Here is a 12636-nt window from a genome sequence, read left to right on the forward strand (position 1 = left end):
GAATTGATTGCAAACCATCATTGCAAAAATGAAATGACGAGAATCCCGGATTTCGAAGGATTGGCGATGTTCGCCAAGGTGGCCGAAGAAGGCTCGTTCGCCGCGGCGGCGCGCGCCATGGGGGTGTCGGTCGCAACGGTGTCGCGCGGCGTCGCCCGGCTGGAAGCGCGGCTCGGGGCGCGGCTGTTCAACCGCACTTCGCGTCAACTGGCACTCACCGAATTCGGCGGCACGATCTGCGAAAAGGCCGGCGATATCTATCGGCAAGCGGAAGAGGCCGAGAACGCGGCGCGCGAGATGTCGGTTCAGCCGCGCGGACTGATCCGCTTCGCCGTGCCGATGTCGTTTGGTTTGCGGTGGGTTGCGCCGCTGCTGCCAGAGTTTTTTCGGCGCTATCCGGACATATCCGTCGATCTGCATCTCTCGGACGCCACGGTAGATATCGTCGCGGAGGGTTTCGACGCGGCGCTGCGAATCGCGGCGTTACCCGACTCGTCGCTTATCGCGAAGCGCCTGTGTGCGGTATCGCAACGTGTCGTCGCGTCGCCCGACTATCTCGCCCGATATGGACGGCCGGCACATCCGCGCGACCTGGTTGGACGGCCATGCCTGTCGTATGCCTATCGCGCACGCAGCGCTGTCTGGCGCTTTACTAACGACACAGGAGAGGAAGAGGCGATTACGCCTGTCGGTCAGCTACGTGTGACCAATGCGGATGCGTTGCTGCCGTCTCTGCTCGAGGGACTTGCGATAGCCGAATTGCCGGACTTCATTGCCGCCGAGTATCTTGCCGACGGACGCCTCGAAGCGATCCTTCCCGACTGGCATCTGACGCGTGGCGGCTTGTACTTCGTCACGCCCTCGGCACGTGCGAGACCGGCCAAAGTCGCGGCGTTGGCGGAGTACTGCGCCGAATGTCTTTCTGAACCGGTATCCTTCTCCGGTCTCACCCCTGTCGCCGGATGATGCTGGACCGGTTTCCACTCAATAACGTCGAAGAGGAAAAAGATATGCCGTACGTCACAACGAAAGACAACGTCGAGATTTTCTACAAGGACTGGGGTCCGAAAGACGCGCAGCCCATCGTGTTCCATCACGGCTGGCCGTTGTCGTCCGATGATTGGGACACGCAAATGCTGTTCTTCGTCGCGAACGGATATCGCGTCGTCGCGCATGACCGGCGCGGCCACGGGCGTTCGTCCCAGGTGCCCGAGGGTCACGATATGGACCATTACGCGGCGGACGCTTTCGCGGTTGTCGAAGCTCTGGATCTGCGCAATGCCGTGCATATCGGCCACTCGACCGGCGGCGGCGAAGTCGCCCGTTATGTGGCGAAGCATGGCGAGCCCGCCGGCCGCGTCGCCAAAGCGGTGCTGGTGAGCGCGGTTCCGCCGCTCATGCTCAAGACCGAAGCCAATCCCGAAGGTTTGCCGCTCGAAGTATTCGACGGCTTTCGCAAAGCGCTCGCCGACAATCGCGCACAGTTCTTCGTCGACGTGCCGGCCGGTCCTTTCTACGGCTTCAATCGTGCGGGCGCGACCGTGCATGACGGCGTCATCCGGAACTGGTGGCGGCAGGGCATGATGGGCAGCGCGCTCGCGCATTACCACGGCATCAAGGCGTTTTCGGAAACGGATCAGTCCGACGACCTGCGCGCGATTTCGGTACCGACGCTGGTGTTGCACGGCGAAGACGACCAGATCGTCCCTTATGCCGACGCCGCGTTGAAATCGATCAAGCTGCTCAAGAACGGTACGCTGAAGACGTATCCCGGTTTGCCGCACGGCATGCTGACGTTGAATGCAGACGTACTGAATGCGGATTTGCTGGCGTTCGTGAAGGCGTAACCACGCAGACGCAACAAAAGACACGACGAATAGACACGAAGCCCGCAAATGCGGGCTTCGTGTCGGGGGCACGTCGGTGCGCTTACTTCAACTTACTTCCCGCCCGTCACGTCGAGAAACGTGCCGGTGATGAACGAGGCCTCGGCGCTCGCCAGCCACAGAATCGCGCGCGCCACCTCTTCGGGTTGACCGCCGCGTCCCATCGGGATCGAGTCCTTGACGCGATCCACCCGTCCCGGCTCCCCGCCGCTCGCATGCATCTCGGTGTAGATATGTCCCGGGCGAATGCAATTCACGCGTATGCCTTCGCGCGCCACTTCTTTGGCGAAACCGGTCGTAAAGGTTTCGACCGCGCCTTTAGACGCAGCGTAATCGACATACTCGTTGGGACTGCCGAGGCGCGCCGACGCCGACGAGATGTTGATCACCGAGCCGCCTCGCCCGTTGTGACGGAACGCCATGCGCTTGACCGCTTGCTGCGCGCAGAGAATCGGGCCGATCGAGTTGACCGCGAAAATCCGCTGCATGCGCTCGAAACCGAGGTCTTCCAGGCGAGACTGCCGCGCGAGCATGGCGGCATTGTTGACGAGTACGTCGATGCGGCCGAACTCGCGATCGATTGCGGCGAATAGCCGGGCGACCTGTTCCGGGTCCGCGCTATCCGCGCGCATGGCGAGAGCACGCCGGCCCAGTGCTTCGACATCGGCCGCCACCGCGAGCGCGGCCGGTTCGTTGGAGACAAAACTGATTGCGACGTCGTAGCCTTGCGCGGCGGCGAGGCGCGCAGTCGCTGCGCCGACGCCACGACTGCCGCCCGTAATCAGAATGAGCGGTGCCTGCGTTACGGTATTCATGGAGCGAACCTTCGTGTGACGGTGCCGCAAGAATAACGATGGCGACTGTCGAAGGCAAAGCAGATTAAATGCGGGTACGCGTTAGAAAAACTCTTTCGACCGAATCACCAACCGTGAAAGCGAGGCCAGACTGCCAGATCGCCGTCCGGGTGCAGCGCGTGATACTCGGGAAATTGCGCACCGGTTGCACAAGCGTGATTGGGCAGAATGCGCAGGCGCGTTCCCACTGGAAAACGGGCTTTGAGATCGGCGTTGTGTGAAGCGGAATTGGCGTCGATCGGCGCCAGAATTCCATGTTCCTGATTCGCGCCGATCAGCACGAAACCTTCCAGCGGCGTGCCGTCCAGCGTGCAAGGCAAACCGTAGCCGAAATCGTGAGACTGTTTCGACGTGCCGCGGTCGCGGCTCATTGCCATCCAGCCCGCGTCCACGATGACCCAACCTTTATCCGTTTGATGACCGATGACCGTGGTCAACACGCTCAGCGCAATATCGTCGATCGGGCACACGCCGACGTTATGCATGACGAGATCGAAGAACGCGTAGACGCCGGCACGAACCTCGGTCACGCCGTCGAGTTGGCGGGCAGCCAGCGCGGTCGGCGTCGAGCCGACGCTGACCGTGTTGCATGGAATGCCGGCTGCGCGCAGGCGTTCGGCGGCGTGCATGCAGCCCGCGCGTTCCTGCTCGGCGAGCGCTGCCAATGCTTCCCGCGTGTTCAGTTCATAGCTCGAACCCGCATGCGTGAGCACGCCGCCCACTTCGACGCCGCCCGCGTGCAGAATGCGACCGATATCCAGCAACGCGTCTTCTTCCGGCGTAATGCCGGAGCGATGCCCGTCGGTATCCACTTCGATCCACACTTCGAGCGTTTCATGCGTGCTCTGGCAGAACGCCACGATGCCCGAAGCGGCGCTCGTGTTATCGACGATGATCTTCAGATCGCAGCCCTGCTGTCTGAGCGCCGCGACGCGCGCGAGTTTGGAGGGCGCGATGCTGACGGCGTAAAGAATGTCGGTGATACCGGCTGCGAAGAACGTCTCCGCTTCTTTCAGCGTGGAAACCGCGATACCTTGCGCGCCCGCTGCAATTTGCGCCTTGACCACGTCGAGGCATTTCGACGTCTTCACGTGCGGGCGGAATTTCACACCCAACGCGTTCATCCGCGCCTGCATGGCGGCAATGTTCGTTGTCATCCGGCGGACGTCGATGATGGCCGCGGGAGTATCCAGTAGATCGAGGGTCATGATGTCAGGGCGTGTCGTGGTCTTTGTTCTGGAGCGATGACGTGCGGCGGCTGGCCCACGCATCGAGCGAATCGAGTGTCGGCGACTCGATATCCGGTTTTAGTGCGCCGGGCACGAGCGGCAAGCCGATGCGGTTATGCCAGTAGGTCCGCAACCCGACGGCCGCGGTCCCGAACATGTCGTAACTGGAGCCCGCGACGAAGGCGGCGTCGCGGGACGCGACGTTCAGTGCATCGAGCGCAAGCCGGTAAGGGCGCGGATCGGGCTTATAACAACCGGCTTCTTCTGCCGTGACGATCGCGTCCCATTGCACGGGCAGCAGCGCAGCCGCTTGCCGGCCGAGTCGGCGGGAGCAGTTCGTGACGACGGCGAGCTTGCAGTGAGGCCGCAGTCGTTGCAGCGCAGTCAGCGCGCCGCTCCACGGCGCCAGGTCGAGCCAATGTTCCTCGAGTGCTTGCGGCGCGGACAGGGCAAGGCCGACTCGTTGCGCCGCCTGCTCCACCAGCGTTTCATAGGCAACGTACTGGCCGCAACCGTAGGTCAGCCGCAGATATTCGGCCCGCCACGCGCGGCCCGCCTGTTCGGAGCCGGCCGCGCGGTTCCACAGCGTCCACGAATCGAGCAGCGCGGTCAGGAGGTCGAAGAGGACCGCTTTCGGATAGCGGGCATGCGTTGAAGAGTCGAAGTCGTTCACGGGATCAACCTTGATAATCGGAATCCAGAGTTGCGATCGATTATAGGTTTCGACATCCTCTTATGAGTTAAGCCTGGCTAACTCAATCATTCAGATAGATTAATTGACCGTGCGGGTCGTTACGCGCGCCATGGCGGCAGCGGGCGGAAGCGTTGCTGCATGTACTGCATGAAATCCCGCGTTCTTCGCGGCAAGCCGGAGCGGTTGTGCGTGAGTGCAACGACGTTCGCATCCGGCGCTTTCCACGTGGGCAGCAATCTGACGAGGGTGCCTTGCCGCAGATCGTCCGCGACGTCCCATTCGGAACGCAGAATGATGCCGCGGCCTTCGCATGCCCATCGGCGGATTACATCGCCGTCGTTGCAACTGAGCTTCGACGTCACTCGCACGCTGCGACTGGTTTTGCCTTTGCTGAAATGCCACGACGTCACGTCCTCGTTGTTCTCCCGAAGCACGATGCACGGCAGGCGGGCGAGATCGTCAGGCGTCTCCGGTTGGCCGAAGCGTTTGACGAACGCGGGCGACGCGCAAACGAATCGCCCGTTGGGCGCAATGGTGTGACCGACGAGATTGGACATGCGCAACTCGCCGATGTGCACCACGATATCGAAACGGTCGTCCGCTTCGGTCAGCGGCCGGTCGGAGAGCGTGAGCGCCACGTCAACGTCGGGATTTTCCTGCTGGAAGTCGGCGATGACCGGAGCGAGATAGCGGCGGCCGAAGCCGAACGGCGCGTTGACCTTGAGCGTGCCGACCAGGCCGCCGTGCTGAATGCGCAGATCTTCCAGCAAGGCGTCGAGTTGCTGGATCAGTTCCGCGCCGCGCAGACACAAAAGTTTGCCTTCTTCGGTGAACATCAGCTTGCGTGCGGTCCGGTCGATCAACCTGCTGCCGAGTTTCTTTTCGAGTTGCTGCAGCCGCTGGGACACCGCGGAAGGCGTGAGACCGAGCTTGCGGGCGGCGCCAATCAGAGTGCCGTTCTGCTGGATGGTGAGGAGGAAACGGATATCCGCGGAATCGGTCATTTCAGTTTCGTTAAGTGCAGGTGTTAGCGAAATTAAAGTGTTCGGCCGGATTCAGCAAGTCCCTTTGCGTCTCGCGCACCGCAAGCACGTATAACGCGGGTCGTCCATAATGAGCGGGTTTTTTTTAACTCTTTCCGAAGGTACCCCGATGACGACAGTCAACGAAAGACTAGCGTGGCGTTATGCAACCAAGAAGTACGATGCGACGAAAGCGGTGCCCGCCGACAAGCTCGAACGCATTATCGAAGCCGTGCGACTGGCGCCGACTTCGAGCGGGCTTCAGCCGTTTGAATTGCTGGTCGTGAGCAATGCGGAAATCCGCGCAAAAATCCGCGCGGTGGCGTGGGATCAGGCTCAGGTGACCGACTGCTCGCATCTGCTGGTATTCGCGGCGTGGGACGATATCACTCCCGAGCGCGTGCATATGATGTTCGACCTGACCAACGACGTGCGCGGTTTCAAGAACGAAGGTTGGGAGGCTTATCGCCAGATGCTGCTGGGCATCGTGGCGGAGCGCGGTACGGAAGCGAATTACCAGGCTGCCGCGCGGCAGGCTTATATCGGTCTCGGCGCAGCGGTAATTGCAGCGGCGTTCGAAGAGGTCGACGCTACGCCGATGGAAGGATTCGACCCGGCAGCGGTCGACGAAATTCTTGGGTTAAAAGCGAAGAACCTGCGCAGCGTCGTGATGCTGCCGCTGGGTTATCGCGCGACCGAGGGCGATTGGCTCGTGAACCTGAAGAAGGTGCGCCGCAGTCGCGAGAGCTTCGTGACTGAAATCGCGTAAGCGTCGCGCTCGATTCGAACATCCGCGTCGGTTAGCACGTCGCCAACAGCGGCATCTATCCGATGCGGATGACCAGCGGCTTGACGACATGCCTGTTTGCCGTCCCCCACCGCGCTTGCTAGACTGCGTCCACCGATTGCTTTCATCCGCCTGACAACTCATCGGGCACGCACTGCGATCCCATGGAGACGCCATGTCCTACATGCTGCTCATCATCGAACCTCCCGGGCAGCGCGCCGAACGTGGCGAAGCCGCGGGGCGCGAAGTCTACGATCAGATGCTCCGCTATGCCGCCGACCTGAAAGCCCGCGGCAAACTGCTCGGCGCCGAATCGCTGACCGCGAGCCACGACGCCGCGCGCGTGCAGGTTCGCGGCGGTGAACCGAGCTGGCTCGACGGGCCGTTCGCGGAAGCGAAGGAAATGATCGGCGGCTTCTTCCTGCTCGACTGCGACACCCGTGAAGAAGCAATGGCCATCGCCGAGGCTTGCCCCGCGGCGTCGTGGTGCACGGTCGAAGTCCGCCAGCTCGGACCTTGTTTCTGTTGATCACTACCGGCCCAGCATCGGCTCAAAAATATCTGAAGAGGCATGTCGATCCGGCAGCGCGTGGCTCGTCGTAAGAGTAAGGCGCCGGTGCGGCGCCTTGTTCACCACACAGAGGAGAGGACGATGCGATTCATGATCATAGTCAAGGCCACCGCTGCCAGCGAAGCCGGAGAAATGCCCGAAGCGCCGCTAATGGCCGCAATGGGCGCCTACCACGAAGAACTCGCCAAGGCCGGCGTGCTGCTCGACGCCACCGGTTTGCAACCCAGCTCGAAAGGTTGGCGAATCCGTTACAGCGGCGGCGAGCGGACGGTCGTCGACGGGCCTTTCGCCGAGACCAAAGAATTGATCGCCGGCTATACGCTGATCCAGGTTCGCTCGCGCGAAGAGGCGATGGAATGGGCACGGCGCTTTCCGTCGCCGTTCGGCGAACACGCGGACGGCGAGATCGAAATCCGCCAGTTGTTCGAGCTCGACGACTTCGCGCCGGGCCCCGAACTGGATCGCTTCCGCGATCTGGAAGCGGGACGGCAGTGAGCCCGGGCGCCGCGCGCTGAGCCCGTGACGAACCCGGCCATCCATCGTGCGATCGAAGCCGTCTGGCGGATCGAAGCCGCCAAGGTCATCGCTCACGTCGCGCGTATCGTGCGCGACGTCGGGCTCGCCGAGGAGATCGCACAGGATGCGCTGGTGGCTGCACTCGAGCGTTGGCCCGACGCGGGCGTCCCCGACAATCCGGGCGCGTGGCTAATGACCGCCGCTAAAAACCGCGCGCTCGACCGCCTTCGCCAGGATGCGTTGCACGCGCGCAAACACGAGGCGCTGGGTCACGACCTCGACGCGCTGGAGGCGCACATCGTGCCGGATTTCGTCGATACCCTCGACGCCGCCCGGGCCGACGATATCGGCGACGATCTGCTTCGGTTGGTATTCACGGCCTGTCACCCGGTTCTCTCCACCGATGCGCGCGTCGCGCTCACTTTGCGTCTGCTCGGCGGTCTCACCACGGACGAAATCGCACGGGCTTTTCTGGTGCCCGAGGCCACGGTCGCGCAACGCATCGTTCGGGCCAAGCGCACGTTGAGCGCGGCCAAGGTGCCGTTCGACGTGCCGCAGGCGGACGCGCGCGCGGCGCGGCTCGCCTCGGTGCTGCAAGTCATCTATCTGATTTTCAACGAAGGCTATTCGGCGACCGCCGGCGACGACTGGATGCGCCCGGCGCTCTGCGAAGAAGCGTTGCGACTCGGCCGGGTCTTGAGCGGCCTCGTGCCGGACGAGAGCGAAGTGCACGGCCTCGTCGCGTTGATGGAGATCCAGGCTTCGCGGCTGCACGCGCGCACGGATGCCGCCGGTCGTCCGGTGCTGCTGCCCGATCAGGACCGCAGCCGCTGGGATGCGCTGCTGATTCGCCGCGGACTTGCCGCGCTCGATACCGTGCAGGCGTTGGGCGGCGCGAGCGGGCCCTATGCATTGCAGGCCGGACTCGCCGCCTGTCACGCGCGTGCCCGTCGCGCCGAGGACACCGATTGGGCGCGCATCGTGGCGTTGTACGACACGCTCATGCAAGTCGCGCCCTCGCCGGTGGTGGCGCTGAATCGCGCGGTCGCGGTCGGCATGTTGCAGGGCGCCGCCGCCGGCCTTGCGATCGTCGACGAACTTGCGGCCGATGCAACGCTCGCGCATTACCCGTGGCTCCCGGGTGTGCGTGGCGATCTGCTGGAAAAGCTCGGTCGCGGCGACGAGGCCCGCGCGGAATTCGAGCGGGCCGCCGCTTTGACGCGCAACCTGCGCGAGCGGAAGTTGTTGCTGGAACGCGCGCGCAGCATCGGGCGCTGATACGCCGTGCGCGACGCGCCGCTCAAGCCGCGATCAAGCCGCGATCAAGCGGCGCTCAAGCCGCGAACAGCGCGACCGCGCCCGACACCACACCCGCAGCCGCAACGAGGAAAGTCAGGTTGCGCAGCCAGTTCTTACGCGTGAGCAAGGTAATGGCCGACAGCGCAATCGCCACCTGAATCAGCGTGGTGGCCTGTGCCCAGCGATGGTGACCGTGCAGCAGCACTTCGCTTTGCGCGTCGCTCGTGACGACTTCCTTCTCGATCTCTTCGGCCTTCGCGCGAATGGGTTCTTTCTGCTGCTTGTATTTATCGACGTCGGCGGCGAACTTCGCGTGAGCCTCCGCATTGCCGACCGACAAGGCCGCACCCAGTTCGGCGAGGTTCTGCTTCTCGCCCTTGGCCTGGTAGTAGTTCCATTGATTCGACGCTTCGGTCTTCTTGATGGCCGCTTCGTTCTTGTAGTACAGCGCGAGATTTTCGCTATTGCCGCTCTGGTACGCGCACAACGCGCCGATCGTCGCGAGAATGGCCGTGATCACGGCCATGCGGCTCGCGAACGGGTCTTCGTCGTGATGCTGACCGGCGTGTTCGACAGCATGGTCGTGCGGACCATGCACTTCAAATTCTTCAGGCATCTGCTTCTCCGAGGCACGGTGTTTCTTCTGGTCGCCGGGCTGCGCTGGTTCGCCAGGATCGCGCATGCAGGCCGGCCAGCGCAATCTTAGCGTGTGACGCCCGTCGACGGAAAAGCGGCCTGCGTCTCGTTGCAACGCTTACATCGTGATAACGACGCGGCCGCGTGTGCCGGCCGCCACCGCCTCGTACGCGGCGCGTGCCTGGTCGAGCGGAAAGCTTTGTGCGATTGCCGGCCGTTGCAGTTTGCCGCTTTCGAAGCCTTCCACCAGCGCCGTCATCAGCGGCGCCGATGCCGCGACGCCGAGCTTCGCGCTGTCCACGCCGAGCAGTTGCGTTTCGTTGTGATAGAAGTCGATCAGGTCGAACTCGACGCGGCGCTTGCCCGTGCCGCTGATCTCCAGCACGCGGCCGCGTCGCTTGACGAGACTCAGCGCGGTTTCGAAGGCCACGCCGCCGACCGTGTCGTAGACGACATCCGCGCCTGCGCCGCCGGTGAGCGCACGCACCTGCGCGGCGACGTCGTCGTCGAACGGCGCGTAGTGGTCGAGCAGGCGGCCCGCCGGCGACGCCGGATCGAGCGGATGACGATCGACGGCGATCACGCGCGCACCGCGTGCCTTCGCGATTTGCGTGACCGCCCCCCCAACGCCGCCGCCCGCGCCGATCACGACGAGTGTCTCGCCTGCTTGCAGATGTGCGTACTCGACCGTGCCGAGCCACGCGACCACGAAGTTCACGCCGATGGCCGACGCTTCCGCGTGGCTCAACGTGCCGGGTTTGCGCGACAGCGCGCCAAGCGGAATTTTGATGTATTCGGCGTGCGTGCCGTCGCGCGTGAAGCCGATGTCGCCGCCGGTGCCCCACACCTCGGCGCCGAGCCATTCCTGCGGACCGTCCACCACCACACCGCTGAAGTCGCGGCCGGGCGTACGCGGCAGCACCGTGTGATCGAAATGGCCGGACACGTTCTTGACGTCGCTCGGGTTGACCGAAGCGGCCTTGATCTGGACCACGGCATTGTCCGCGTCGGCTTGCGGCGTCGGCAGATCGAGGTACTCGAGCACTTCCGGGCTGCCATGGGATTTGAACTGAATTGCTTTCATCGCTGAGGGTCCTCGTGCTGTGTTGCCATCGCGCGCTGCGGGGTGCAGCAATGAGCGCAGTCTAAGTGTCCGGCAGAAGAACGTGAAGACAAGGACTTTCGATTATCGGACAACGCGTGGCAAAGGCTCGTCGGCGGAGCCCGTGTCGTTCAACGTGCGTTGCGGATCGAACTCTGTAGGTGCGGCGCCCAGTTCGCGCCGGAACATGTCGCTGAAGCTGCTCGGCTGAAACCCGAGCGAACGCGCGATGCTGCTCACCGGACGGCCTTCCGCGAGACCGGACAGGGCGACCGCCAGTTGCACTTGCCGCCGCCATTGCGCGAAGCCCACGCCCAATTCCCGCGTGAACAGCCGCGCCAGCGTGCGCACGCTCGCGCCCACCGACGCTGCGTGCTGTTCGAAGCTGACCGTGTTCGACGGATTGTCGATCACGGCGCGGCATAGCGCGTCGAGGCGCCGGTCGGCGGCGTCGGGCAGCGCGATCCGCAACGACGAGCGCGGTGCGTAGCCCAGTTCGAGCATCGCGAGACGGTACGCGGCATCGCGATGGATGTCGTCGCGCGCCTGAGTGCGCTCGTGTTCAGCAATCGATGTAATCAACTCCCGCAGCAGCCCGTTGATCTCGAACACTTCGCTGCGCCGGCTCAGATGCCCGACGTTGCGCTCGTGCAGATACAGGTTGCGCATCTCGACGTCGCTCATCATGTGGATGGAGTGGAGCGTGCCGCCCGGCAACCAGACTGCGCGCTGCGGCGGCACGATCAGCGCCTCGCGGCCAGTTTCGACCCACATCACGCCGGATACCGCGTACAGCACCTGCGCCCACGTGTGCGAATGCGCGTCGATGCGCAAGCCGCGCGGATAGTGACGCGCCAGCGAACGGGCATCGGCGTCGTCGTGGAGTTCGGGTGGTCGGGCTTCGGGCATGGCGGCGGGTCGTCGGTACGTCGCGTGAGGGAACGCGGACCGGCGCGGCCCGTGGCCGAAGCATAGCGCGCGGCGGCGAACCGGCTCGTGCAGCCGATGTCAGGTGCGATGTCCCATCAACAGCAGCAGCAACGACAGCGTCACCACCGAGCCCACCGTCGACAGCAGAATGACCCGCGAGGTGATGTGCGCTTCGCGTCGATAAAACTCCGCGAGCATGAACGGGCCGGTGCCGGTCGGCAGCGCGGCCAGCACGACCGCCATTTCGACGAGCGTCGGCGAGAGATGGAACACGCGCTCCGCGAGCCACCACGTCAGCGCCGGTTGGCCGATCAGCTTGACGCCGGTCAGCAGCAGCGACACCCCGCTCGCGCCGGCGGCGGACGGCCGCTTTTCCGCGAGAAACAGGCCGAGGCTGACCAGCGCGCACGGACTGGCCGCGCCGCTCAACAGCTTCAGAAAAGTTTCCGCGCTTTGCGGCAGCGGCACGTGCAGGCTCGCGAACAGCACGCCGGCAATCGGCGACACGATCAGCGGATTGCGCGCCAGCGAGCTGAGTACCTTCAACCCGAGCTTGTGCGGCGTGCGTTCGGTTTGCAAGCCGATTTCGATCAGCACGATGGCCATTGCGAACAGCACGCAGGCGACGAGGATCGTGGCGATGGTGGTCGGCGTCAGGCTGGCCGGACCGAACGCAATCACGCCGAGTGGAAAGCCGATATAGCCGGTGTTCGGATACGACGCCGCGATCGCATCGACACTGGCGTCGGCCAGATGCTGGCCGTTCATGAGCCGCACGGCGAGGATCAACCCGAACACGGCCACGCATGCGATGGAGAACGTCGCCACGAATGCCGGTTGATATAGCTGCTGCCACGTGGCGCGCGCCATCGTATCGAACAGGAGCGCCGGCAGCGCCAGCCAGACCACGAAGCGGTTCAGCTCGGACGCCGAGTTCGGTCCGAGCACGCCGCCGCGTCGACAGGCGAAGCCCGCCAGGATCAGACCGAACACGGGCAGCAGGATTTCGAGGGTAGCTAACATCGGGGAGCAGTGCGGAAAAAGTAGGCGGAATGGAAACGATCCGCCAGCGTAGTGATTTGCGTTGATACAATCCAATACTGTTTAATG

14 protein-coding genes are annotated in these 12636 nt (G+C 63.7%); 6 read left to right on the forward strand and 8 right to left on the reverse strand.

Annotated elements, in window-relative coordinates:
- Nucleotides 1–33: 33 nt before the first annotated feature.
- Both FQ746_RS28335 and FQ746_RS28340 read left to right on the forward strand, forming a co-directional pair.
- On the forward strand, nucleotides 34–966 hold the full coding sequence (locus FQ746_RS28335) for a LysR family transcriptional regulator (protein WP_144113106.1): 933 nt from the start codon (nucleotides 34–36) through the stop codon (nucleotides 964–966).
- Between the two features lie 44 nt (nucleotides 967–1010).
- Nucleotides 1011–1847: an alpha/beta fold hydrolase gene (locus FQ746_RS28340; protein WP_144113107.1), complete on the forward strand. Its 837-nt coding sequence runs from the start codon at nucleotides 1011–1013 to the stop codon at nucleotides 1845–1847.
- Between the two features lie 92 nt (nucleotides 1848–1939).
- On the opposite strand, the gene FQ746_RS28345 is transcribed toward FQ746_RS28340, so the two are convergent.
- From FQ746_RS28345 to FQ746_RS28360, 4 genes are all read right to left on the reverse strand, one after another.
- Nucleotides 1940–2701 (reverse strand): SDR family oxidoreductase, encoded by a 762-nt coding sequence (locus FQ746_RS28345; protein WP_144113108.1) that lies wholly within the window; start codon nucleotides 2699–2701, stop codon nucleotides 1940–1942.
- Between the two features lie 104 nt (nucleotides 2702–2805).
- The gene (locus FQ746_RS28350) at nucleotides 2806–3948 is read right to left on the reverse strand and encodes a DSD1 family PLP-dependent enzyme (protein ID WP_144113109.1); all 1143 of its coding nucleotides are present in this window, start codon (nucleotides 3946–3948) and stop codon (nucleotides 2806–2808) included.
- 4 nt (nucleotides 3949–3952) lie between these two features.
- A complete protein-coding gene (locus FQ746_RS28355; RefSeq protein WP_144113110.1) occupies nucleotides 3953–4642 on the reverse strand; it encodes an HAD family hydrolase in 690 nt (229 codons plus the stop codon).
- A gap of 119 nt (nucleotides 4643–4761) precedes the next feature.
- The gene (locus tag FQ746_RS28360) at nucleotides 4762–5667 is read right to left on the reverse strand and encodes a LysR substrate-binding domain-containing protein (protein ID WP_144113111.1); all 906 of its coding nucleotides are present in this window, start codon (nucleotides 5665–5667) and stop codon (nucleotides 4762–4764) included.
- Between the two features lie 148 nt (nucleotides 5668–5815).
- Here FQ746_RS28360 and FQ746_RS28365 point away from each other — a divergent pair, with 148 nt between their 5' ends.
- From FQ746_RS28365 to FQ746_RS28380, 4 genes are all read left to right on the forward strand, one after another.
- Nucleotides 5816–6454 (forward strand): NAD(P)H-dependent oxidoreductase, encoded by a 639-nt coding sequence (locus tag FQ746_RS28365; RefSeq protein ID WP_144113112.1) that lies wholly within the window; start codon nucleotides 5816–5818, stop codon nucleotides 6452–6454.
- A gap of 193 nt (nucleotides 6455–6647) precedes the next feature.
- Complete coding sequence (locus tag FQ746_RS28370) at nucleotides 6648–7001, forward strand: YciI family protein (RefSeq protein WP_144113113.1); 354 nt, start codon at nucleotides 6648–6650, stop codon at nucleotides 6999–7001.
- Between the two features lie 123 nt (nucleotides 7002–7124).
- Nucleotides 7125–7538 carry a YciI family protein gene (locus tag FQ746_RS28375; RefSeq protein WP_144113114.1) on the forward strand — a complete coding sequence of 138 codons (414 nt, stop codon included), beginning with the start codon at nucleotides 7125–7127 and terminating at the stop codon, nucleotides 7536–7538.
- A gap of 24 nt (nucleotides 7539–7562) precedes the next feature.
- Nucleotides 7563–8837: an RNA polymerase sigma factor gene (locus FQ746_RS28380; RefSeq protein ID WP_144113115.1), complete on the forward strand. Its 1275-nt coding sequence runs from the start codon at nucleotides 7563–7565 to the stop codon at nucleotides 8835–8837.
- Between the two features lie 55 nt (nucleotides 8838–8892).
- Here FQ746_RS28380 and FQ746_RS28385 read toward each other — a convergent pair whose 3' ends face one another.
- From FQ746_RS28385 to FQ746_RS28400, 4 genes are all read right to left on the reverse strand, one after another.
- On the reverse strand, nucleotides 8893–9474 hold the full coding sequence (locus FQ746_RS28385) for a DUF4337 domain-containing protein (RefSeq protein ID WP_144113116.1): 582 nt from the start codon (nucleotides 9472–9474) through the stop codon (nucleotides 8893–8895).
- Between the two features lie 138 nt (nucleotides 9475–9612).
- Complete coding sequence (locus FQ746_RS28390; RefSeq protein WP_144113117.1) at nucleotides 9613–10578, reverse strand: zinc-binding alcohol dehydrogenase family protein; 966 nt, start codon at nucleotides 10576–10578, stop codon at nucleotides 9613–9615.
- A 102-nt stretch (nucleotides 10579–10680) separates the two neighbouring features.
- A complete protein-coding gene (locus tag FQ746_RS28395; protein ID WP_144113118.1) occupies nucleotides 10681–11505 on the reverse strand; it encodes an AraC family transcriptional regulator in 825 nt (274 codons plus the stop codon).
- A 99-nt stretch (nucleotides 11506–11604) separates the two neighbouring features.
- A complete protein-coding gene (locus FQ746_RS28400; protein WP_144113119.1) occupies nucleotides 11605–12549 on the reverse strand; it encodes an AEC family transporter in 945 nt (314 codons plus the stop codon).
- Nucleotides 12550–12636: the final 87 nt, after the last annotated feature.

It is taken from the genome of Paraburkholderia sp. BCC1886 (genome assembly GCF_900996245.1).
Classification (GTDB): Bacteria; Pseudomonadota; Gammaproteobacteria; order Burkholderiales; family Burkholderiaceae; genus Paraburkholderia.

What these genes read in the sequence shown, in the direction of transcription:
- FQ746_RS28335 (WP_144113106.1), top strand. Translation starts at nt 34, where the DNA reads ATGACGAGAATCCCGGATTTCGAAGGATTGGCGATGTTCGCCAAGGTG.
- FQ746_RS28340 (WP_144113107.1), top strand. Translation starts at nt 1,011, where the DNA reads ATGCCGTACGTCACAACGAAAGACAACGTCGAGATTTTCTACAAGGAC.
- FQ746_RS28345 (WP_144113108.1), bottom strand. Translation starts at nt 2,701, where the DNA reads ATGAATACCGTAACGCAGGCACCGCTCATTCTGATTACGGGCGGCAGT.
- FQ746_RS28350 (WP_144113109.1), bottom strand. Translation starts at nt 3,948, where the DNA reads ATGACCCTCGATCTACTGGATACTCCCGCGGCCATCATCGACGTCCGC.
- FQ746_RS28360 (WP_144113111.1), bottom strand. Translation starts at nt 5,667, where the DNA reads ATGACCGATTCCGCGGATATCCGTTTCCTCCTCACCATCCAGCAGAAC.
- FQ746_RS28365 (WP_144113112.1), top strand. Translation starts at nt 5,816, where the DNA reads ATGACGACAGTCAACGAAAGACTAGCGTGGCGTTATGCAACCAAGAAG.
- FQ746_RS28370 (WP_144113113.1), top strand. Translation starts at nt 6,648, where the DNA reads ATGTCCTACATGCTGCTCATCATCGAACCTCCCGGGCAGCGCGCCGAA.
- FQ746_RS28375 (WP_144113114.1), top strand. Translation starts at nt 7,125, where the DNA reads ATGCGATTCATGATCATAGTCAAGGCCACCGCTGCCAGCGAAGCCGGA.
- FQ746_RS28385 (WP_144113116.1), bottom strand. Translation starts at nt 9,474, where the DNA reads ATGCCTGAAGAATTTGAAGTGCATGGTCCGCACGACCATGCTGTCGAA.
- FQ746_RS28390 (WP_144113117.1), bottom strand. Translation starts at nt 10,578, where the DNA reads ATGAAAGCAATTCAGTTCAAATCCCATGGCAGCCCGGAAGTGCTCGAG.
- FQ746_RS28395 (WP_144113118.1), bottom strand. Translation starts at nt 11,505, where the DNA reads ATGCCCGAAGCCCGACCACCCGAACTCCACGACGACGCCGATGCCCGT.
- FQ746_RS28400 (WP_144113119.1), bottom strand. Translation starts at nt 12,549, where the DNA reads ATGTTAGCTACCCTCGAAATCCTGCTGCCCGTGTTCGGTCTGATCCTG.